Annotated in this window: 19 protein-coding genes; 12 read left to right on the top strand and 7 right to left on the bottom strand. The window is 60.3% G+C overall.

Going from position 1 to position 21,064, the window contains the following annotated elements; genetic code table 11:
- Window positions 1-20 precede the first annotated feature (20 nt).
- From WDZ78_RS18735 to recX, 5 genes are all read left to right on the top strand, one after another.
- A complete protein-coding gene (locus tag WDZ78_RS18735) occupies window positions 21-1,484 on the top strand; it encodes an ATP-binding cassette domain-containing protein (protein ID WP_425673865.1) in 1,464 nt (487 codons plus the stop codon).
- A complete protein-coding gene (locus WDZ78_RS18730; protein WP_262514669.1) occupies window positions 1,481-2,422 on the top strand; it encodes an ABC transporter permease in 942 nt (313 codons plus the stop codon). The genes WDZ78_RS18735 and WDZ78_RS18730 overlap by 4 nt, the downstream gene beginning before the upstream one ends.
- Window positions 2,419-3,366 (top strand): ABC transporter permease, encoded by a 948-nt coding sequence (locus WDZ78_RS18725; RefSeq protein WP_020812961.1) that lies wholly within the window; start codon window positions 2,419-2,421, stop codon window positions 3,364-3,366. Before WDZ78_RS18730 ends, WDZ78_RS18725 begins: the two co-directional genes overlap by 4 nt.
- Before the next feature lie 35 nt (window positions 3,367-3,401).
- Complete coding sequence (locus WDZ78_RS18720; RefSeq protein ID WP_425673864.1) at window positions 3,402-4,322, top strand: SMP-30/gluconolactonase/LRE family protein; 921 nt, start codon at window positions 3,402-3,404, stop codon at window positions 4,320-4,322.
- Window positions 4,323-4,393: 71 nt separating this feature from the next.
- Window positions 4,394-4,984: a recombination regulator RecX gene (recX, locus tag WDZ78_RS18715; RefSeq protein ID WP_425673863.1), complete on the top strand. Its 591-nt coding sequence runs from the start codon at window positions 4,394-4,396 to the stop codon at window positions 4,982-4,984.
- 3 nt (window positions 4,985-4,987) lie between these two features.
- Here the strand turns inward: recX and WDZ78_RS18710 are convergent, their stop codons facing one another.
- From WDZ78_RS18710 to WDZ78_RS18685, 6 genes are all read right to left on the bottom strand, one after another.
- Window positions 4,988-5,398 (bottom strand): c-type cytochrome, encoded by a 411-nt coding sequence (locus tag WDZ78_RS18710; RefSeq protein ID WP_425673862.1) that lies wholly within the window; start codon window positions 5,396-5,398, stop codon window positions 4,988-4,990.
- 88 nt (window positions 5,399-5,486) lie between these two features.
- On the bottom strand, window positions 5,487-6,014 hold the full coding sequence (locus WDZ78_RS18705) for a DUF992 domain-containing protein (protein WP_425673861.1): 528 nt from the start codon (window positions 6,012-6,014) through the stop codon (window positions 5,487-5,489).
- Between the two features lie 247 nt (window positions 6,015-6,261).
- Window positions 6,262-7,071 (bottom strand): ATP-binding cassette domain-containing protein, encoded by an 810-nt coding sequence (locus WDZ78_RS18700; protein WP_026363581.1) that lies wholly within the window; start codon window positions 7,069-7,071, stop codon window positions 6,262-6,264.
- Between the two features lie 30 nt (window positions 7,072-7,101).
- Window positions 7,102-9,069, bottom strand: a complete 1,968-nt coding sequence (gene fhuB / locus WDZ78_RS18695) for a Fe(3+)-hydroxamate ABC transporter permease FhuB (RefSeq protein ID WP_020010068.1) — start codon at window positions 9,067-9,069, stop codon at window positions 7,102-7,104.
- Window positions 9,066-9,968 carry an iron-siderophore ABC transporter substrate-binding protein gene (locus WDZ78_RS18690; RefSeq protein ID WP_425673860.1) on the bottom strand — a complete coding sequence of 301 codons (903 nt, stop codon included), beginning with the start codon at window positions 9,966-9,968 and terminating at the stop codon, window positions 9,066-9,068. The genes fhuB and WDZ78_RS18690 overlap by 4 nt, the downstream gene beginning before the upstream one ends.
- A gap of 28 nt (window positions 9,969-9,996) precedes the next feature.
- Complete coding sequence (locus WDZ78_RS18685) at window positions 9,997-12,159, bottom strand: TonB-dependent siderophore receptor (protein ID WP_425673859.1); 2,163 nt, start codon at window positions 12,157-12,159, stop codon at window positions 9,997-9,999.
- A gap of 156 nt (window positions 12,160-12,315) precedes the next feature.
- On the opposite strand from WDZ78_RS18685, the gene WDZ78_RS18680 reads away from it, so the two are divergent.
- The 5 genes from WDZ78_RS18680 (at window position 12,316) to WDZ78_RS18660 (ending at window position 17,664) form a co-directional block, all read left to right on the top strand.
- A complete protein-coding gene (locus WDZ78_RS18680) occupies window positions 12,316-13,230 on the top strand; it encodes a LysR family transcriptional regulator (protein ID WP_004431656.1) in 915 nt (304 codons plus the stop codon).
- A 226-nt stretch (window positions 13,231-13,456) separates the two neighbouring features.
- Window positions 13,457-13,720, top strand: a complete 264-nt coding sequence (locus tag WDZ78_RS18675; RefSeq protein ID WP_003508451.1) for a spike base protein, RCAP_Rcc01079 family — start codon at window positions 13,457-13,459, stop codon at window positions 13,718-13,720.
- 197 nt (window positions 13,721-13,917) lie between these two features.
- Window positions 13,918-15,585: a phosphoethanolamine transferase gene (locus WDZ78_RS18670; protein WP_425673858.1), complete on the top strand. Its 1,668-nt coding sequence runs from the start codon at window positions 13,918-13,920 to the stop codon at window positions 15,583-15,585.
- 65 nt (window positions 15,586-15,650) lie between these two features.
- Window positions 15,651-16,304: a response regulator transcription factor gene (locus WDZ78_RS18665; RefSeq protein ID WP_020010073.1), complete on the top strand. Its 654-nt coding sequence runs from the start codon at window positions 15,651-15,653 to the stop codon at window positions 16,302-16,304.
- A 22-nt stretch (window positions 16,305-16,326) separates the two neighbouring features.
- Window positions 16,327-17,664, top strand: coding sequence for a sensor histidine kinase (locus WDZ78_RS18660; RefSeq protein WP_425673857.1), 1,338 nt, complete (start codon window positions 16,327-16,329; stop codon window positions 17,662-17,664).
- Between the two features lie 67 nt (window positions 17,665-17,731).
- Here WDZ78_RS18660 and WDZ78_RS18655 read toward each other — a convergent pair whose 3' ends face one another.
- Window positions 17,732-19,036 (bottom strand): MFS transporter, encoded by a 1,305-nt coding sequence (locus tag WDZ78_RS18655; protein ID WP_162697150.1) that lies wholly within the window; start codon window positions 19,034-19,036, stop codon window positions 17,732-17,734.
- Window positions 19,037-19,328: 292 nt separating this feature from the next.
- Between WDZ78_RS18655 and WDZ78_RS18650 the strand changes: the two genes are divergently transcribed.
- Window positions 19,329-20,438, top strand: a complete 1,110-nt coding sequence (locus tag WDZ78_RS18650; RefSeq protein ID WP_425673856.1) for an RHE_PE00001 family protein — start codon at window positions 19,329-19,331, stop codon at window positions 20,436-20,438.
- A gap of 249 nt (window positions 20,439-20,687) precedes the next feature.
- Window positions 20,688-20,918, top strand: coding sequence for a helix-turn-helix domain-containing protein (locus tag WDZ78_RS18645; protein ID WP_020809209.1), 231 nt, complete (start codon window positions 20,688-20,690; stop codon window positions 20,916-20,918).
- Window positions 20,919-21,064 lie beyond the last annotated feature (146 nt).

The following is a 21,064-nucleotide window of genomic DNA, read 5'->3' as shown; positions in this document are numbered from 1 at the left end:
GATCACTGGCGTAATTGCTCATGAATGACATCATCGAGGCGGAAGAAGTCGTCGCCGCGCGCGGCTTGAAGGTCGTGTTCGGCGCGGTAAGGGCGCTTGATGGGGCCGATCTCGTCATCCGCACGGGAGAATGCCTCGGGCTCGTGGGCCACAATGGCGCGGGCAAATCCACCATCGTCAACGTCATCAATGGCGGGCTGACGCCGCATGAGGGTTCCATTTCCTATCGCGGCGAGCAAGGTCGCCACGGCATCGCGGCCGCCCGCGCCAGCGGCGTGCGCTGCGTGTTTCAGGAACTGTCGCTCTGCCCCAACCTCACAATCAGCGAAAATGTCCGCATCATGCATGCCGCAATCAGCGGGCGGAACTGGCGCGGGCGCGCGCTCATCATGATCCGGCAGACGCTGGACGAGATTTTTCCCGGCCACGGCATTGATTGCGAGCTGACGATTGCCGAACTTTCCATCGCCGAGCGGCAGATGGTGGAAATCGCCATCAATTTCTGCCGGACACCCGAAGCGCCGAGACTTGTCATTCTCGATGAGCCGACGTCCTCGCTCGATGCCGGTCTTGCCGAGCAATTGATGGATTATGTCCGCCGTTTCGTGCGCACCGGCGGCTCCGTTCTGCTGATCTCGCATATTCTCGGCGAAATTCTTTCGACGGCCACCCGCATCGTGGTGATGAAGGACGGCCGTGTGGTCGCCAATCGGTCGGCGGGCGAATTCACGACACGCACGCTGGTGGAAGCCATGGGCAGCGTCGTCAAGGAACAGGACAGGCAAAAAAGCGAAAACCGCAAGGCGGGCGAAAAAGTACTTTCCATGCCGCCGCGTCGGGGTGAAGGCCTTGCCTTCGAGGCATTTCGCGGCGAGATCATCGGCCTTGCCGGTCTCGGCGGCCATGGCCAGACCGAAGCGCTTCTCGACCTTTACCTTGCCCGCAACAGCAGCTGGCTGCCCGCGCGCAAGACCGATATCGCCTTCGTGGCGGGGGACCGCAGCCTGAACGGGACCTTCCCGCTGTGGAGCATCCTGAAGAACCTTTCCATCGCTTCGCTGAGGGACATTTCATCCGCGGGCATGGTGGACCGGAACAAAGAAGGCGAACTCGGCGCGCAATGGAAAAAGCGCATCGAAATCCGCACGCCCGACATGGGCAACAAAATTCTTTCGCTGTCCGGCGGCAACCAGCAGAAGGTTCTGTTCGCCCGCGCCCTCGCCACCACAGCCAGCACCGTTTTGATGGACGACCCGATGCGAGGCGTCGATATCGGCACCAAACAGGAGGTCTACGATATCTTGAGAACCGAAGCCTCCCACGGCCGCACCTTCATCTGGTATTCCACCGAAATGGATGAAATCCGCCTTTGCGACCGGGTCTATGTTTTCCGTGACGGCGCTATTCAGGCCGAACTCTCGGGCGAGGACATCACCGAGCAGAATGTGCTGGCCGCCTCCTTTTCCGGAGAAGACCACGCATGAAACTCTCCGCCAGCGCCCTTCGCCTCATCATTCCCGCCGCCTCGCTCGCCTTCCTGCTCGCCGCCGTATTCTACATGCAGCCGCGCGCCATGAGCTATAACGGCCTCAACCTGCTGTTCAATCTGGCGGTACCGATTGCGCTTGCCACCATTGCGCAGATGCTGATCATGTCCGTCAACGATCTTGATCTGTCGATGGGCACCTTCGTCAGTTTCTGCGCCTGTGTCACCGCCACCGTCCTGCAAACCACGCCATTGCTCGGCATTGCGATCTTTGCCGGTGCGATTGCGGTTTATGCGTTGCTTGGCGCCATCATCCATATCCGCGCCCTGCCCTCCATCGTTGTCACGCTTGGCATGAGTTTCGTCTGGGGCGGCCTTGCCGTTCTCATTTTGCCCTCGCCCGGCGGCCAGGCCCCCGCCTTCATCCGCGCACTGATGACGGCAAAACCGCCTTTCGTGCCGATTGCCATCGTCGCCAGCATCGTGATTGCGGTCGTCGCCCATTACATCGTCATGCGCTCCTCCTTCGGCGTGCTGATGCGCGGCGTCGGCGGCAATTTCCGCTCGGTCGAACGCTCCGGCTGGTCGGTCGTCGGCATCCGCGCCGCCACCTTTGCGCTTGCCGGGTTCTTTGCGGTGCTGTCGGGCATCGCACTTGTCGGGCTGACGACATCGGCTGACGCCAATATCGCTCTTCGTTACACGCTGCTGTCGATTGCGGGTGTCATTTTAGGCGGCGGCGAATTCGTCGGCGGCCGGGTTTCACCCATCGGTGCCGTCATCGGCGCGCTGACGCTGACGCTCGCCGGCTCCTTCCTGTCCTTCATGCGCATTTCGCCAGACTGGCAGATCGGCGCGCAGGGCGCGATCCTCATCATCGTGCTTGCCTTGCGCCTCCTGCTCAACCGTCTCGAAAAGCGGGAGAAAAACCAATGAACGGGCTTTCGTCCTTCTCGAAAAAACCATGGGTCTGGTCGTTCGCCGCAACGGCTGCGGTGTGGATCGTGACCGTCATGTTCACCGGCGGCGCCAGCTCCTTCGGCCTGTCGCACGCAGCGCTGACATTCGCGGCCTTTTCCGTGATCGTCGGCATCGGTCAGATGTTCGTCATCACGCTCGGACCGGGTAATATCGACCTCTGCGTTCCCGCAACGATGACGCTATCAGGCACGCTGGCCCTCAAATTCATGGATGTGTCCGATGGTCTCATCCTGCCCGGACTGCTGATCGCCATCCTGATCGGCATCGCCATCGGCATCGGCAATTACACGCTGATCAAGCTCCTGCGCATCCCGCCAATCATCGCGACGCTCTCCATGAGCTTCATCGTGCAATCCATCGCCATCTGGTCGAACCGCGGCCTGCGCATCAAGCCGCCGGAGACACTGGCCACTTTCGCCACGTCCAGTTCTTTCGGCATTCCGAACGTGGCGCTTGTCGCGCTGCTGCTCTCGGTCATCGCCTGGCTGCTGCTCGACCGGACGTTTTACGGACGCTGGATTTCCGCCATCGGCCAGAGCACCTTCGCCGCCCGCATGACCGGCATTCCCGTGGATGGAACACGTTTCGTCACCTATGTGCTCTGCGCGGTGCTGGCGGCGATTGCCGGCTATCTGCTCGCCAGCTTCTCCGGCGGCGCGGCGCTCAACATGGGATCGGAATATCTGCTGATGTCCATCGCCGTCGTTGTCATCGGCGGCACGGCGGTTGCGGGCGGCGATTCCAACGTACCCGGCATCTGGGGCGCCTCGCTCTTCATGTTCCTGGTGGTTTCGATGCTGAATACCTATGGTTTCGGCGCGGGCATCCGCCTCATCCTCACCGGCCTTATCATCATCTCCGTCATCCTTCTGGCAAGCGGCCCCAAGGCCACGCGCTGAACCCCGAACGACAAGCCCTCAAGCGGACCACGCTCATGACCACAGACAACGCCTCCCCTTACGAAATCCACGATGACCGCTTCCGCCATCTGATCGTCGGCAATGCGGAACTGGAAGAGCTTTATTCCGGCTGCCGCTGGGCCGAAGGCCCGGTGTGGTTTGCCGATCTCAACTGCCTGCTGTTCAGCGACATTCCCAATGAGCGCATGCTGCGCTGGGTGCCCGATGGCGGGGTTTCGGTGTTCCGCCAGCCTTCCAACTTCACCAATGGCAACACCCGCGATCAACAGGGACGACTTGTCTCCTGCGAACATGGCGGCCGCCGCGTCACCCGCACCGAAGTCGACGGCTCGATCACCGTTCTTGCCGACAGCTACGGCGGCAAACGGCTGAACTCCCCCAATGACGTGGTGGTGAAATCCGATGGCAGCGTCTGGTTCACCGACCCCACCTACGGCATTCTTTCCGATTACGAGGGATACAAGGCAGAACCCGAGCAGAAGACGCGCAACGTCTACCGGCTCGATCCCGCGACTGGAAAGATCGACATCGCCATTGACGACTTCGTGCAGCCGAACGGTCTCGCGTTTTCACCTGATGAAACGAAGCTCTATGTTGCCGACAGCTCCTACAGCCATGATGTGTCCCGCCCGCGCCATATCCGCGTTTTCGACGTGGTGGACGGCGTGAAGCTTGCGAATGGCCGGGAATTCTGCAATCTCGACAATGGCTTGCCGGACGGTTTCCGTCTGGATACGGCCGGCAACCTCTGGACCAGCGCCGGCGACGGCGTCCACTGCTTTGCGCCCGATGGCACGCTCATCGGCAAGATCAAGGTGCCGCAGACGGTCGCGAACCTCACCTTCGGCGGCCCGAAAAAGAACCGCCTCTTCATCACCGCAACGAAATCGCTCTATTCGGTCTATGTCGCCGCAACCGGCGCGCAAACGCCTTGAGGTGGTAAAAACCGGAGGACACCGGCCGGGAGGGAACTGGCAAGACGGCTTCCCCGCGCTATAAAAGCGGAATGAACGATGATTCCAGCCCCTTCCTGACCGACGATATGGCCCTGGATGGTGAAACGCCGGCCGTTGAGCCCACCAGCCGCATGCTGTCCTGGGCGCGCAATTCCGCTCTCTACCGGCTCGAACAGCGCATGATGACGGAAAAGCAGCTGCGCGACGCCATCACGCGCAAGGCGCGGGAAAAATTCGAGGATATCAGCACCGCACAGGTAAAGGCGCTCGGCGAATTTGCCGTGACTTTTGCCTATGGCATCAAGGCGCTCGACGACACTGCCTATGCGGAAATTGCCGTGCGGAGCGGCCAGCGCAGCGGCAAGTCGAAACGCGGTCTTGCGCAAAAACTTCAGATCAAGGGTATCGACCGGGAAACGGCAGCAGTCGCGCTTGAGGAAACCAACGATCTGGTTGCGGCCGTCATCTTTGCGCGCAAACGTGCCTTCGGACCTTTTCGCCGGGTCGAGCTGGATGAAAAACGCAAATCGAAGGAGTTTTCCGCCTTCGCCCGCAACGGTTTCGGCTTCGAGATTGGCTCAAAGGTCATGGCGATGACGGTGGAGGATGCCGAAGAGATTCTTGCGGATGCGCCGCTCTGAAGGTTATTGCGGCATCGGATGCGTTTTCAGATAGGCGATCAGATCGTCGATATCCGTTTCGCTCCAAAGCCCAAAAAAGCGCATCGAGGCCCCCGGCATTGCCTTCTTCGGGCTGGATATGAATTTTTGCAGTTCCTCTTCCGTCCAGACCCGGCCCGCCGCACCAGCATCTTTCAGCGCCTGCGAATAATGGCCGTAATCCGTCACTCCAGCCATCGGCCTGCCCACCACGCCCATCAGATGCGGGCCCATGCGGGTACGCGGTGCGTCAACGCTGTGACAGGTGGAGCAGCGGCTGAACACCTTTTCCCCGTGAACCGCATCGCCTTCGGCAAAGGCCGTCGAAGAAAGACAGAGAAAAATAGCCAGTGAAGCCGGGACGGGTTTTGATGCGGAGATCGTCATGACCTGCATAATACAACGCCCTCTTCGTCTGACAACGAAGAGGGCGTTTTTTGGCATGCGACAGAATGCCCGGTCAAAGCACCGGGCGTTTCGCCGATCAGTTCATGGCCGTGAGCGTCACGGAAGTACCGGTCGCTGCGAGGTTGAGGCCAACCTGACCCGTCACGCTGACCGTCTGAAGCTGGATGGAACCGGAGGTGCCGCCAACGAGAACGTTGGTGCCAACGCCGAGACCGACGGTGACTTCAGCCGTTGCGCCCTGATAAAGGCCGCCGAGCGAACCGCGATGGTAACCGGCTGTCGGGGCGAAAACGGCCCAGACCAGACGGCCCTGCGTGGTGAAGCCAAGGTCAACGCCCATCTTGCGGATGGCGCCGGTGTAATGGTCGGTGCGGCGCGCGCCCATGGTGGACTGGAACGTGCAATCCAGTTCCTTGGCCGAGCCGAGAACGTAACCGACGCCGCCGCCGATATCGCAGGTGAGGTAACCGATCTTGACGCCGTTGCGATCGTCCTGCTCCTGCGGAGCCGGCTCATATCTTGCAAGGTCGGCAGCGAGTGCGGACACGGTTCCGCCGAGGCCCATCGTCAATGCGGCAAAAGTTACGGCAACAGCCTTTTTCATCTGATTTTCTCCTGTTTTATTCCTACCCGCAGCAGCCCTTCTTGCCCTCTCCGGATATTGAATTCCGCACTGTTAACGTTTGTTCCCTGAAATCGATCCAAAACAACTTAATTGGAGGCGATGAAAGCGGAACGGTTAACAATGTCTGATGGCGGTAGGATGCCATTAAGACATTGTTAGGGCGGGAAATGCTTGCGGAATCGCCATCAACAGCCAGTGTTGCCGGCCGTTGTTTTGCTGCAACAACTCAAAGCGGCAGGGCGACGGGAAAGCCGGTGGCGGCATGGGTCATGACATCCATGCGAACACCATAGATGCGCTGCAACGTCTCCGGCGTCATGATCTCCTGCGGCGTTCCCCGTGCGATCAGTTGGCCGGAATGAAGCGCAACGATCTCATCGCAGAACCGGGCTGCCATGTTGACGTCGTGCAGCACCACGACGACGCCAAGACCTTTTTCCCGCGACAGTCTCTGAACCAGCGAAAGCACTTCGATCTGGTGCGCCATGTCGAGTGCGGAGATGGGTTCATCCAGAAGCAGGCTTTCGGCATTCTGGGCCACCAGCATCGCAAGCCACACGCGCTGACGCTCGCCGCCGGAAAGCGTATCCACCAGCCTGTCGCGGAAGGCGATGGTATCGGTAAGCTCAATCGCCTCGTCCACCTTCTCCTGATCCGTCTTGCTGAATTGCCCGAGCGCCCCGTGCCAGGGATAGCGGCCAAGCGCCACGAGCTCCTTGGCCAGCATGCCGGAAGCAGCCGGCGTATATTGCGGCAGATAGGCGAGCTTTCGCGCAAATTCACGATTGCCCCAGGCGCCGAGCGATTTTCCCTCGAACGAGACCTTGCCCGCCGTCGGCTCCTGAATGCGTGCGAGAATCTTGAGCAGCGTCGATTTTCCCGAACCATTATGACCGATCAGACCGATGGTCTTGCCGGCCGCAAAACTTGCCGTCAGCGGGTGCAGCAATGTCCTGCCCGGCACTTCCATCGTGACGCCATCAAGAGAAAAAAGCGGGATATCGTCGTAATCGACGGCAAGTGCTGCCTCACCCATGGTCTTCATCTCCGTAAATGTTCAAATAAATCATTGGCGTCTGCCCGAAAGCCAGATGAGATAGGGCGCGCCGGCCAGAGCCGCAAAAAGTCCGAGCGGCAGTTCATAGGGAAAGGTCACCGTTCGCGCCCCGAGATCGGAAAGCGCCATCAGCACCGCGCCGAACAGGAAGGAAGCCAACAGGTGATCGCGCGGCGTGGTGAAGCCGGCGCGAAGCGCAATATGCGGCGCCATCAGCCCGACGAAACTCAAGGGACCGACGAGCAGCGAGGCGGCCCCCGTGGCGATGCCGGCCACCGCGATGACGGCGATACGCGCCAGGCCGAGCGGCAGCCCGAGCGAGAGCGGCACATCCCGGCCGAGCGGCAGGATCGTCAGCCAGCGCGTCGCCGACAGGGCAGCCGCCAGAAGCACGACGGAAAGAATGGCGAGAAAGATGGCCGAAGCCGGTGTCGCGGTCGAACCCGAGCCGCTCAGCCAGGAGAGAATCTGCCATGCCCGCTGGTCGCCAATGGCAAGCAGCGCCGAAAGCACCGCCGAGCAGAGCGAACTGATAGCAATGCCGGCGAGCAGGATTTTTTCTGGCGCCAGATGCCGGCGCACGGAAAAGAACAGGACGAGGATCATGACGGCCGCCGAGCCGATGCCTGCGCCGCAAAACAGCTCGAACAGACCGGCCGCCGGAAAAATCGTGATCGCAGCGGCAAAACCGAGACCCGCGCCGCCGCTGACGCCGATGACCTCCGGGCTCGCCATGGGATTGCCGGTGAGTCGCTGCAAAAGAGCACCCGCCATGGCGAGAAGACCGCCGGCGGCGATGGCCGCCACCAGCCGTGGCCAGCGGAAAGGCAGAAGGCTTTGCAGGTCACTCGCCCCCAGCATCGTCCAGCCCTGAGGCCCCCTGCCGATGGCGAGTGCTGCAAAGATCAGCGCGGCCATGACGATGAGCATCGGCAGCAGGGCCGTAAACCCACGTCTTGTCATGAGGTCGACGCCTTCGCCGCGATGCACGTCGGTCGGCCGGATTTTCGGCAGCAGCCACAGAAGCAGCGGCCCGCCGATCAGGGCCGTCACCGCGCCGGTCGGAAAAACTTCCGCCGTCTTGCTTGCCAGAAGCTGCACGAGACCATCGCAGAACCAGAGCAACAGGCCGCCCAGAAGCGGGGAAACGAAGAGCACCGAAGAGGAGCGCCGCACGCCGAGCGCCCGGGTGAGCGCAGGGGCGGCAAGGCCGATGAAGCTGACGAGGCCAACCGCCGAAGCAACGAAGGCGGCCAGCATGACAGCGACGGCGGCGACGGCGAGCCTGATCGAAAACAGCGATACGCCGAGCGATCGCGCGCCGGAATCGCCGAGACCGAGAACCGTCAGCGGCCTAACCAGCAGGCCCGTCAGGACAAGCCCCACGAGAAGCTGAAAGGTGAGAGACAGGGCGTTCGACCAATCCTGCTGGCTGAGCGAGCCGCCGTTCCAGACCACGAGCGACATCAGATATTCGCCCTGCGCGAGCGTCAGCGCCGCGGAAATGGATGCGGCGGTGATGCCGACCAGGAGCCCTGCCACCACCATGGTTACCGGTTCGAAGGAGCGTCGCCAGCCAAGCAGGAAGACAATACCGGCGGCGGCGGCAGCGCCGGCAAGCGCCACCAAAGCGCGGTTGCCATCCAGCACCGAGGGAAAGAACAGCGTGGCGATGACGATGGCGAGCTGCGCGCCAGCCGAGACGCCGAGAGTCGAGGGATCGGCGATCGGGTTGCGCAGCAATTGCTGGAAAAGCGCCCCCGAAAGGCCCAGCATCGCGCCCGCCAGAATGGCGACCGCCATACGCGGCATCAGGCTGAAGGCGAAAATGACCTGATCCATCGACATGACGGCGGCATCGAAAGGCAGGCCGGGCCACGCACCGAAAGGCAGCCGCAGCAGCCCGGCATGCAGGGAAAGACCGCAGGCCAGAATGAACAAAAGCCCGAAGAAAAGCGGGAGAGGCCGCACCGTCACAGGGATTTTCCCCGCGCTGTGAGCGCCTCGGTCAGAAGCCGTGCGAAACGCATGCCGGCGGTGATGCCGCCATAGGGGCCGACATTGGCAAGCGTCACCACCCGATTTTCCCGAACGGCAGGCAGCGCGCGCCAGATGGCGCTGTTGCGCAACGTTTCCCGCGCCTCCACCGGAATATCGGAGACGATGACGATGCACGCATCGGGTGAAGCAGCGAGGTTTTCAAGCGGAACGGGGGCCGCGAAGGTAAATTGCGACCGATCCACCCAGGCATTGGTCAGCCCCAGACGGCCAAGAACATCCCCGAACATGCTATCCGCACCAAAGGCACGAAAATGCCGGGCGTCGCCGATATTGATGACATAGGTCGGCCGTGCGGAAAAACCGGCAAGGCGGGCCCGCATGGCTTGCAGCGCCGCTTCCGTTTCACCCAGAACCTTGCGCGCCTCTTCGGCCCGCCCGAGCTTTTCACCAAGCGCGGTGACCGCCGCCAGCGCCTTTTCGAAAGGCGGCTCCCCCTTCACGTAAAAGGGCAGCGAAAAGACGGGGGCGATCGCTTCCAGCCTGCCGGTATAACGCGTGTAGAAAGGCGAAATCAGAATGAGCTCCGGCCGGGTGAGCTGCAGAAGCTCGAAATTCGGAGCGCCGCGCAAGCCGAGATCGGCGACGGTTTCAGGGATATCAGGCTCGACCGCGCCGGCCCGGAACTGGATGAGTTCGGTCGCCGCCACGGGCATGACGCCGAGCGCCACAGATGTTTCCAGCATGGCCCAGTCGATGGCGGCGATGCGCGGCGTCACCGCTGCCCGCGCCTTGCCCGCAAGAGCCGACGCGGCGAGCAGGCCTAAAAATTCCCGCCGCCCCCAGAGGGAGGAAATCCATCGATCCTTACGCGTCATGCCCCTGCTGCTTCACTTTGATATGGCGTTACCAACGGTAGGTCAGCTTGCCCATAACGGTCCTGCCGTCACCGTAATAGCATCCGAAAGTGGAGCAACTAGAAATATATTCTTTATCAGTCAAGTTTTGCACCAGAAGCGAGGCGCGGTAGCCGTTCTTCTCGTAATGCACGCCGAGATCGAGCAGGGCGAGGCCCTTCATCTCGAAGGCATTGGCGGCATCGCCATAACGTTTTCCGACATAACGGACACCGCCGCCGATACCGAAGCCCTCAAGCGCCGTATCTTCCGGGAAGGTATAATCCAGCCAGAGGCTGGCGGCATGCCGGGGCGTGCTGTCTAGTTCCTTGCCGTTATTCACACGGCCGGAGACTTCGCTGTCCATGTAGGTATAGGCAGCACGCAGGTCGAGCCCGTCGGCAAGGCTTGCGACGCCTTCCAGTTCGAGGCCTCTCACATGCGCCTCGTCCATCTGCTGCGTCACCCCGCCCACCGTCGTCGTGACGTTCTTCTGTTTCAGATCATAGATCGCCGCCGAGAAGAACCCGTCAAAACCCTCGGGCTGGTATTTGATGCCGACTTCCCATTGTTCGCCTGTGGTCGGCTTGGGCGCATCGCCGACAGCCGGCTGCGGCACCGGCTCGAAGGAGGTGGCATAACTGACATAGGGCGCGATGCCGCCATCGAAGAGGTAACTGACACCGACACGGCCCGTCAGCTTGTGATCGTCCTTGTCGAGCGCGCGGTAGGTCGTTCCATTAAACGTCGTGCCGCCGGTGCTTGCCCAATCCTGCCGCAGGCCGGCGGTGATCCGCCAGTTCTCAAAGGCCATCTCGTCCTGCGCATAAAGACCGATCTGGGAAATATCCGTCTTAACATCGGCATAAAGCGTGCGCGAGGTGAGGCTGATCGGCCCGCCATAAACAGGATTGACGGGATTGAGCGGCGTCGCGGCCCAGAACTCGGTTTTGACGTTATTGTCGAAATAGCGGTAATCCAGCCCGACAAGCAGGGTGTGGTCGACTGGCCCCGTGGAAAAATCCGCCTGCAGGCTGTTGTCGATGTTGAAGGTGTTCAGCAATTCATCCTGGAACGTCGCATTGCGGCGGATGAGATTGCCGATCATGCCGCCGCTGGTCGAAGACATGCCGAGCGCCCGGTAGGACCAGTCAAAATTGGAATAACGCGCATTCTGCCGGAAGGTGAAGGTCTCATCGAAACGGTGCTCGAATTCATAGCCGATAGTGGTGAACTTGCGGTTTGAGGTATCGAAAGAGGGATCGCCGACAGAAAAGCTGCGATCCAGCATATTGCCTGGTCTCAGATAGGTCAGCGCCGGCGGCAGGCCAGACGGCGAACTCGGATTGTCGTGCTGATAGGAGGCGAGAACCGTCAGTTTCGTATCCTCGTCAGGCTGCCATGTCAGCGCCGGGGCGATGAAATAACGGTCATTCTGCAGATTGTCCGTCTGAAGATGGGCATTGCGAGCAAGGCCGGTCAGACGATAGGCAAAACTGTCGCTATCCGCGACCGGCCCGCCAATATCGAACATCGACTGATAATAATCGAAGCTGCCGATCTGCGCTCCGACTTCGCCGAAACGCTCGAAAGTCGGCCGCTTGCTGATGAGATTGATGAGGCCACCGGGATTACCCTGACCGTAAAGCACCGAGGCCGGCCCGCGAATGACTTCCACCCGCTCCAGACCGTAGACCTCATAAGACGGCGCACCGGCCGTGCGCATCAGCCGCAGACTGTTGAGGAACTGCAGCTGGTTACCCTGAAAGCCGCGAATGCGCGGCGCATCGAAACGTGGATCCGCCCCAAACGGCTGCGCGACGACGCCAGGCACATAATTCAGCACCTCGCTGAGATTACGGACATTCTGCGCATCCATTTGATCCCTGGTGATGACGGAAACCGATTGCGGCGTCTCGATCAGGGATCGCCCCGTCTTGGTGGCGCTGGCGCTGGTTTTTGCCACATAGCCCTTCACCGGCGCCTTGGAGTCCTGATTTTTCGCGCCGTCCACGGTGATGGTCTGCAGCACCGTCGTTCCGGCTTCCTGCGCAAGGGCAACGCCGGAGGTCACGAACGCCACATAGGCGATGGCAGCGCAACCGCCCGCCAGAATGGAAATGTGTTTAGATTTTCCCTGCACGCCAAGACCCTTCATCAACCGCGCCGCCATGAGACGGTTATTTTTCTGGAGAATTTAAGTCATCTTATTACGCAAGGAGCGGATTGTGATCCAATAAGTGAAACTGGATTTTTTCAGAACTACTGATTATGAAAATTCTTACGGATAATAGCTTGGAATTATTCAAATCCGTCAGGAAAGGCAGTGATGATGGGCAGGAAACCGGCAAACCGGGCGGACGCGTTCGAGCTGCGGCACCTGCGCTATTTCACCACGCTGGTGGATGAGCGCAATTTCGAGCGCGCCGCCGCCCGCCTCGGCATTGCCCAGCCGGGTTTGAGCCAGCAGATCATGGCGCTCGAGCAGATCGTCGGCATGCCGTTGCTTGACCGGACACGGCGATCGGTGAAGCTCACCACGCCTGGCCAGCTTCTTTATGAGGATGCCCGCAAAATTCTCGCCAATGCCGAGGCGACACTTGCGGCGCTTAAACGCGTCGATCGCGGCGAGACGGGCCGCATCTCCATCGGTTATGTCGCTTCGGCCGCCTATTCCGGCCTGATGATCCAGTCCATCGCCAGTTTCCGCGCCTCTCATCCCGATGTGGAACTGCAACTGATCGAGATGGAGATGCGGCTGCAACTCGCCAAGATCGCCGACGGAAATCTGGATTTTGCCTTCATCCGCCCGCCTGCGCCCGTTCCGGAAGGTGTCACAACCCATGTGGTTCTGCGCGAACCGCTGGTGGCCGCACTTCCTGAAAACCATCCCCTGGCCTTTGCGCTGCAGGTCGACCTCAAGAACCTTGCCGACGAGACCTTCATCACACCGCGGCAGCCGCCGGATGTCGGCTTTCATTACAATACGATAGAAGCCTGCAACGAGGCCGGGTTCCAGCCAACGATAAGCCCGGAAGGCCGGGATTACACCACCATTACCAGCATGGTGGCGATCGGCCTCGGTGTGGCGCTGGTGCCGCGCTCGCTCGATTGTCTGCGGTTGCCCGGCGTGCGCTACGTGCCGCTTGCAGCAAGCGCCACGACTTCCGACCTCGCCATCGCCCACCGGAAAACGGAAGCCTCTCCCGCGGTCAGGGCCTTCATTCTCCATACCCGCAATTGACGCGACAGCACCCGTGGACGAAAAAAACCGTCATCATCCGTTTACGCGGCATCGGCGGCAACAGGCCGGGCGATGCAACCACATGAGATTACGGAAAGAATGGCGCTCTTTTCGGCAAACCGGAAGCAAGGCCTAAATCCCGTACGGACATTTCCTGTTCCCGCTTTTCCCCGCGGCCGCGGCGTACCGCATAATCGCGGCAGATTTCGATTTACGGGAGACAGCAATGGCTGAGACTTACGAACACCACGCCGCAGGCCTCGAATCCCCGGCATCCCATGCTTTCGAGGTTGTTCCTGATGATACGAACCCGCTTCCTTCCCCCACGCGGGCCATCTATGTGGGCAATGGTGGTCATCTCTGCCTGACCCTGCTTTCCGGCGCGACGGTGACCTTCCAGAACCTGCCCGCAGGCAGCCTGCTGCCGGTCAGGGCCACCCGCATATTTGCAACCCGCACCACCGCCACAGGCATTCTGGGGCTCAATTGAGCCGCTCCATCGCCAGCCGATCATTGATCTGAAACGCGGCCCCCGCCAGACACCCACCAAGGAGTGTGACACTTTCATGACAAGCTTTCAGGTTGATGTCAGCAAAATGAAGCATCCGCCATTGACCGGCCCATGCGGCAGCTTGAACAGCGGCGTTCCCGCCCCTTTTTCGTTGCCGCAGGCCTATTGGAAATCTGGTGGATCTGACAGTGGCTCTTTTTACCGCGAAAGCGACGGGAACAGTAACGTATCGTCCGGAGATCGGCAGCGTGCCGCTCAGCCTGCTGACGGCGGCCTATCTGCTGTTTTTCACGAACCGGACATTCTGGTCGAAGGTTCACACCTATCTTTCCGCCTATCCGGTTGCCATCGTCGCGCTTTATGTCGCCATGGCCGCCCTTCTCAGCGCGCTCATCATCATTTTTTCCGCCAAATATATCATCAAGCCGTTTTTGATCGTCCTGGTCTTCGCCGCGGCGGCCGCTTCCTGGTTCATGGATCGTTACGGCATCGTCATCGACAGCGACATGATCCGCAACGCCATGGAGACGACACAGGCGGAGGCAGGCAATCTCATCACGCCCGGCTTTCTCTGGCATATGGCGATTTACGGACTGGTGCCGTCCCTCGTCATCATCGCCGTCCGCATCAGACACCGGCAGATCCTCGACAAGCTTTTGTGGAACACGATCAGCATCCTGATCTGTCTTTCCATCGCCGGCATCATCAGCTTCGCCAATTCCAAGACCTTCACCACCGCCGTGCGCCAGCACAAGGATATCGTCAAAAGCGTCAATCCCCTGTCGCCGATCATGTCGGCCATTCATTATTTCACGCTGGCCGACAAGGAAGTCGATATTCAGGTTAGCCCGGTCGGCAGGGATGCGAAAATTCTGCCTTCATTGGGCGGCGTCCGCAAACCCCGCATCACCGTCATCGTGGCGGGTGAGACGGCGCGGGCCGCGAACTTTTCCCTGAACGGTTATGGGCGCGATACCAATCCCGAACTCGCAAAACGCGGCGTGATCTATTTTCCGAACACGACCAGTTGCGGCACTGCGACAGCGATTTCCATTCCCTGCATGTTCTCGAAGTTCCCGCGTTCGCAATATAGTCACAACAAGGCGCTCGCCAATGAAAACGTCATGGATGTTCTCGTCCATGCCGGGGTCAGCGCGACATGGCTGGATAACAATACCGGCAGCAAGAACGTGGCCGACCGCATCCCTTATTTCGATCTGCCCTCGACCAATGACAGCCGCTTCTGCACCGGTGGGGAATGCCGCGACGACATCTTCTTCGACAAGCTCGACGCCTGGCTCAACAACGTCACCAAGGACAGCGTCATCGTGCTGCACCAGATGGGCAGCCATGGGCCGACCTATTATCTGCGCTATACCGATGAATTCCGCAAATTCACCCCGGATTGCCGCACGGCCGAGCTTGGCAACTGCTCCGATGCGGAAATCGCCAATTCCTACGACAACACGCTTCTTTATACAGACCATTTCCTTTCGACCGTGATCGACAAGCTGAAGGCCCGTTCCGACAGGCTGGCGACGGGCATGATCTACGCATCGGACCACGGCGAATCGCTTGGTGAAAACGGCGTCTATCTGCATGGCGCGCCCTATCTGCTGGCGCCCGACCAGCAGACCCATGTGCCGTTTCTGGTCTGGTACGATGACGACTTTGCGAAATCCATGGGGCTGGACAAAGCCTGCCTGGCAAAAACCGCCGCAGAGGGCGGGCGCTCGCACGACAATTATTTCCACAGCATCCTCGGCATGATGAACGTCTCCACATCGGTCTACGATCCCTCGCTCGATGTGTTCGGCGGCTGCACCCAGCGCCAGAACAGCTGAAACACCGTGCTTGACGCTTATCCGGAGAAAGAGATACGCAAGACGAAGCGATAGAGGGAGCTGTCTTGCGGGTTCTGCTTGTTGAAGATGATCATGTGCTGGGGGAAGCGCTGCGAGACCATGTGGCCGCAGCGGGTCACGCTGTCGACTGGTTCAAGACGCTGGGCGACGCCATGGCGGCGACGCTGACGATGGGTTACGGCCTCATCCTGCTCGACATGCGACTGCCGGATGGCGAAGGCATTACCCTTCTGCAAAGCCTGCGCCAGCGCGACGACGCGACACCTGTCATCATTCTGACGGCCCATGATCAGGTCTCCGACCGGATTGCCGGGCTGAATGCCGGGGCGGACGACTATCTGGTCAAGCCCTTCGATCTCAACGAGCTTTCGGCCCGCATGCTGGCGGTTTCGCGGCGTTACGAGGGGCGCTCGGCCCCCGTCATCCGCTTGCCCGGCATCGAGATCAACCAGGTGGCGCGCAATATCACGGTCGATGGAACGGCGCAAACGCTGAGCGCCCGGGAATGGGCCGTGCTCGAAAAACTCGTCGAGCATCCCGGCGCGGTCGTCTCGAAGGCGCAATTGCACGACACGCTTTACGAATTCGGTGCGGAAATTGAGAGCAACACGGTCGAGGTCTATATCAGCCGGCTGCGCAAGAAAATCGGCCATGACCGCGTCGAAACCGTGCGCGGCGTCGGCTACACCATCAGGTAGGCAGAATTACAAGTAGGCAGAGATGGCCAGACCGACCAGCATGACCCGCAAACTCGTCACAGCGCTGACGAGCGTTGTCGCCATATCCTGGCTTCTCGCCTGCGGACTGGGCGTCATGGTGATGCAGGACGAATTCGCCGAGATTTTCGACGCCGGCGTTGAGGAAACCGCAGAGAGGCTGCTGCCGCTGCTGGTGGACGACCTCAGGGAAAACAACACCGCGCCTGCCGCGCAAAAGCTCAACCAGACGTCGCAACGGGCGGAATATCTGACCTATCAGGTTCGCGACCGTGAAGGACAGGTGGTGCTGCATTCGCATGACAGTTCGACGGAGCCCTTCGAGGTCTCGCTCGAACCCGGTTTTTCCGAAACCGCGACCCAGCGCATCTTTACGGTTGCGACACCGGACGGCAATTATTTCCTGCAGGTCGCCGATGCCTTCGCCAATCGCCGCGAGGCGATCCAAGAGGCGGGCACCGCGCTGCTGCTTCCCGTTCTCATCCTCATTCCCGCCAGCATTTTCGCCGTCATCGTCGTGGTGCGCAGGACGCTGCGACCGATACAGACCCTGCGCGACGACATCGGCAAAAAGGACGGCGGCAATCTCGCACCGCTGCCAACGCAGCCCTTTCCGGCCGAACTTCATCCCATCGCCCGTTCGGTCAATCTGCTGCTCGGGCGGCTGCGATCGGCAATCGAGGCGGAACGGGAATTCACCGCCAACAGCGCCCATGAATTGCGCACGCCGATTGCCGGCGCCTTGGCGCAGGCGCAGCGGCTCCATGCCGATATTCCGCCGGAACTCGCGCCGCGCGTGGAAAATATCGAAAAATCCCTGCAGCATCTCGGCCATCTCGCCGAAAAACTGCTTCAGATGTCACGGGCGGAAGCAAGGATCGGGGTTACCGACAAGGCGAACGATCTCATTCCCGTTCTCGAACTCGTCATCGACGATATGATGAGAACGGCAATCGGCTCATCCCGCATCCGTTTCACCAATCGCTGCGAGAGCGGCCTGTCCTGCAGGATAGGCGCGGATGCCTTCGGTATCATCATCCGCAACCTCCTCGAAAACGCGCTGATCCACAGCCCGCCGGAAAGCCCCGTGCAGGTCGTCGCCGAAACGGATGGCACGATCCGCGTCGTGAATTCCGGCCCGGCAATCGACGGCGCGCTCCTGCCCAAGCTGACGACGCGGTTTACCCGAGGCCAGACCACGGCTGACGGCACCGGGCTTGGCCTTGCCATCGTCAAAAGCCTGGTGGAGCAGACCGGCGGAGAGTTGGTGCTCTCCTCTCCGACGCCCGGCAGGCAGGACGGTTTTGAGGCCCGCATCGTTCTTCCGGTCGAAGCCGCCTGAATGCGCTGAAAACAAAAACCCCGCCGGGAAGGCGGGGTTTTTATCGGTTCGGATAGAACGGAAGGGCTCAATCCTCGTGGATATGGCTGTGATCGCGCGTATCGCGCATCTTCACATAAACCACCAGCGACAGCGCGATCATGATCGTCACATACCAGAAGAACCAGTTTTCGTGGCCGATCTGCTTGAATTTCAGGGCTACGAATTCCGCCGTTCCGCCGAATATGGTGTTTGCCAGCGCATAGGGCAGAGCCACGCCAAGCGCGCGGATATGGGCGGGGAACATTTCCGCCTTCACCACCGCATTGATGGAAGTGTAACCGGTAACGATCAGCAGGCCGACCAGCACGAGAGCGAAAGCCATGATCGGATCAGTCGTCGTCGAAAGCGTGCTGAAGATTGCGTAGGTGAACAGCGTGCCAAGAATGCCGAAGCCCACCATCAGCGGCTTGCGGCCGATCTTGTCCGAAAGCGCGCCGGCAATCGGTTGGCACAGCATGAAGACGAAGAGTGCCGCTGTGGTGATTTCGGTGGCGCTTTCCTTGCTGAAACCTGACGTGTTGACGAGGAATTTCTGCAGATAGGTCGTGTAGGCATAAAAGGCGAGCGTGCCGCCTGAGGTCAGCGCCATCACCATCAGCGCTTCCCTCGGATAGTGCTTGAACAACGCCCATCCGCTGGATTTCGGCTTGTCGGCCTCACCCGCCTTGGCGTTTTCGAAGGACTGCGTCTCGGCAAGGCCGCGACGGATATAGAATACCGCGATCGCCAGGATGCCGCCAATGAAGAAGGGAATGCGCCAGCCCCAGGAGCCAAGCTGCTCCGGCGTCAGAACCCGCTGCAGCACAAGAAGCACCGCCAGCGCCAGAAGCTGACCGGAAATCAGCGTCACATACTGGAAGCTGGAGAAGAAACCGCGGCGGTTTTTTCCGGCCATTTCGCTGAGATAGGTTGCGCTGGCGCCATATTCGCCACCGACGCTGATACCCTGCAGAAGACGGGCGAAAACCAGAATGGCCGGTGCGGCAATGCCGATCGTCTCATGGCCGGGCGTGATCGCAATCAAAAGCGAACCGAGACACATCAGCGTCACTGACAGCGTCAGGCCGGCCTTGCGGCCCTTGCGATCGGCATAGGTGCCCATGAACCACGCCCCGATGGGCCGCATCAGAAATCCGACAGCGAAAACGGCGGCCGCACTCAGGAGCTCGGCGGTCTGGTTTCCGGAAGGGAAAAACACCGGCGCGAAATAAAGGGTGAAGGCCGAATAGACGTACCAGTCGTACCATTCGACGAGATTGCCCGCCGATCCGCCGATAATGGATTTCAAACGGGTTTTCTGATCCGGTGCCGTGGCAGGACCATTTGCCATAATATTCACGGGTAAACTCCAATTCATCTTCGTCTGGAGATGGAAGGGCGAACGGAAGGTGTGATAATTTGTCGCTCTCGGTGGGGGTATATACCCGTCATATTGCAGTGCGCAAGTTTATACCGCATTGCGATATTGCCGAGGAAACGGTCACGACTGCCAAGACCCTTGTGGCTCCCGACCTTTGGCCACCCGTCTTTTCGTCGGGATTTTGGGTGGAAACCGCGAAAGCAAGAGCGCCGCGACTGTGATCCGCCTTGTAAGCCGCCCGCGCTCAAACTAAAAAATATCAATGATTTACGATATATCCGACGTCCAGATCGAAAAGCTCCTCATTGCCGCCGCCCGTGCCGGCGAGGCGCTGGCGCGGCTGGACGAGCGGATCGACCGGTCACCGATGAAACAAGGCTTCATCGAAAGGCAGGATTTCACCGACGCCATTTCCTCCATGTGGGTGGATGGCGAACTCGTCCATATGGAAGATCTGGTGCTGCACGACGCGCATATGGATGTGCGCGCACCGACCCATGAAATGACGGCGGCGCACCGGATTCTCCGCTCAAGACGGTTGATCTTTTCCAATGCCGCCGGCTGGGCCTTTACCGCGCCGGGCCTTTCGAGGCTCCGCGGCAGGGCCGCGCTTGCCGAAGAGGCAGCGCCCCCCAAACAAACGCTTGATCACTCTCTTGATGAAGAAGCCGACACAGAGGGAGAAACATTACTGGATGGCGCTTTTTCCGAGCTGGACGCGCTTCTGGCGCGCAGCGCCGCAACGCTCGATGCGATTACCACCGGCAACGCGCTTCCGACGATGCACCGGGAGGAAAGCCATGCGATCATCAACGAACCCGACTGGGACGAGGATGAACGGCTGAAAGAATGGTGGGAGGTGCACGCGCGGACGGAGGATTTACCCGCAATTCTCCGCACCGCCATCCTGCTCGACGCCTGGAACATGATCGAGGTGCTGCAACGCAGCCCCTGGCTCGGCCGGCTTCTGGCCTCCGCCTTTCTGCGCGATGGCGCCGTGACGCCCGATCATCTGCCGGCCCTCAGCGCCGGTCTCCGCGCGATCCCACGGGAGCGCCGGCACGCCCGGAACCAGACGCAACGCCTTATCGCCCTTCTCGACAGCTTTTACGAAGCGGCGCAAGCCGGCATGAAGGAACATGACCGGCTGACCCATGCGCGAGAACGCATGATGCGCAAACTGGCCGGCCGGCGTTCCTCCTCACGTTTGCCGGAACTCGTGGAACTTGTCGTCTCCCGGCCGGTGGTATCAGCGGCGATGATCGTCAAGGAACTCGGCACCACGCCGCAGGGCGCGATCGGCCTCGCCAACCAGCTGGAATTGCGGGAAGTAACGGGTCGTGGCCGGTTTCGCGCCTGGGGCATGCTGTAGCGAAAACCGCCCTAACCCCGCGGAAACCCGAAAAAACGGCAGTTTTTCGGCGTTTTCCCGGCAAGACGTGCCGCAGCAATGCGGCGATCACGAATCTTAACAAAATTTAACTATTGCGTAGGTGGATGAAGCCGCTATGTTCCTCGCTGCGTTGCAACACCGATTTCTTCTCCGGCAACGCGGTCGCATTCGGCCCGGCAACTTTTCTTTGCCGCCCGCATTTAAGTGTCCACCATCAGGGAGATGCAAATGACAATTTCAGTCTCACAACCCGATTCTGATCACGAAACCGATGCTCCTTTCGCCAAAAAGGTCCTCACCGCTCGCAATCTCGCCGGATATACGGTGGAACAGCTTGCCGTGACCTGCGGCCTGACCACCAGCGAAATACGCGCCCTGGAAGACGGCACGGATAGCGATCCGCTGCGCATCCGACGCGTTGCCGCCGCACTGCATATTCCCGTCGAAACCGTTATCTGATCCTTCCAGCGATCACCGAAAATCTCAGCGCCGCCGGGGGACAATGTTCGCTGGAACATCCGGGCGGCGCGCGTGGCCTGATGACGCCAATCCCTTCCGGAACATTTTCCGCACCCCTCTCTTAACATTTTCGTTATTCGGCACCA

The sequence above is a fragment of the Agrobacterium sp. M50-1 genome (assembly GCF_049843495.1).
GTDB classification, from domain to species: Bacteria; Pseudomonadota; Alphaproteobacteria; order Rhizobiales; family Rhizobiaceae; genus Agrobacterium; species Agrobacterium radiobacter.
The sequence above is the reverse complement of the archived record's forward strand: the minus strand, read 5'-3'. Positions and strand labels throughout refer to the sequence as shown.

Bases quoted from the DNA above. Each gene is read 5' to 3' on its own strand.
- WDZ78_RS18735 (WP_425673865.1), top strand. From the start codon at position 21: ATGAATGACATCATCGAGGCGGAAGAAGTCGTCGCCGCGCGCGGCTTG.
- WDZ78_RS18730 (WP_262514669.1), top strand. From the start codon at position 1,481: ATGAAACTCTCCGCCAGCGCCCTTCGCCTCATCATTCCCGCCGCCTCG.
- WDZ78_RS18725 (WP_020812961.1), top strand. From the start codon at position 2,419: ATGAACGGGCTTTCGTCCTTCTCGAAAAAACCATGGGTCTGGTCGTTC.
- WDZ78_RS18720 (WP_425673864.1), top strand. From the start codon at position 3,402: ATGACCACAGACAACGCCTCCCCTTACGAAATCCACGATGACCGCTTC.
- recX (WP_425673863.1), top strand. From the start codon at position 4,394: ATGAACGATGATTCCAGCCCCTTCCTGACCGACGATATGGCCCTGGAT.
- WDZ78_RS18710 (WP_425673862.1), bottom strand. From the start codon at position 5,398: ATGCAGGTCATGACGATCTCCGCATCAAAACCCGTCCCGGCTTCACTG.
- WDZ78_RS18705 (WP_425673861.1), bottom strand. From the start codon at position 6,014: ATGAAAAAGGCTGTTGCCGTAACTTTTGCCGCATTGACGATGGGCCTC.
- WDZ78_RS18700 (WP_026363581.1), bottom strand. From the start codon at position 7,071: ATGGGTGAGGCAGCACTTGCCGTCGATTACGACGATATCCCGCTTTTT.
- WDZ78_RS18690 (WP_425673860.1), bottom strand. From the start codon at position 9,968: ATGACGCGTAAGGATCGATGGATTTCCTCCCTCTGGGGGCGGCGGGAA.
- WDZ78_RS18685 (WP_425673859.1), bottom strand. From the start codon at position 12,159: ATGGCGGCGCGGTTGATGAAGGGTCTTGGCGTGCAGGGAAAATCTAAA.
- WDZ78_RS18680 (WP_004431656.1), top strand. From the start codon at position 12,316: ATGATGGGCAGGAAACCGGCAAACCGGGCGGACGCGTTCGAGCTGCGG.
- WDZ78_RS18675 (WP_003508451.1), top strand. From the start codon at position 13,457: ATGGCTGAGACTTACGAACACCACGCCGCAGGCCTCGAATCCCCGGCA.
- WDZ78_RS18660 (WP_425673857.1), top strand. From the start codon at position 16,327: ATGGCCAGACCGACCAGCATGACCCGCAAACTCGTCACAGCGCTGACG.
- WDZ78_RS18655 (WP_162697150.1), bottom strand. From the start codon at position 19,036: ATGGCAAATGGTCCTGCCACGGCACCGGATCAGAAAACCCGTTTGAAA.
- WDZ78_RS18650 (WP_425673856.1), top strand. From the start codon at position 19,329: ATGATTTACGATATATCCGACGTCCAGATCGAAAAGCTCCTCATTGCC.
- WDZ78_RS18645 (WP_020809209.1), top strand. From the start codon at position 20,688: ATGACAATTTCAGTCTCACAACCCGATTCTGATCACGAAACCGATGCT.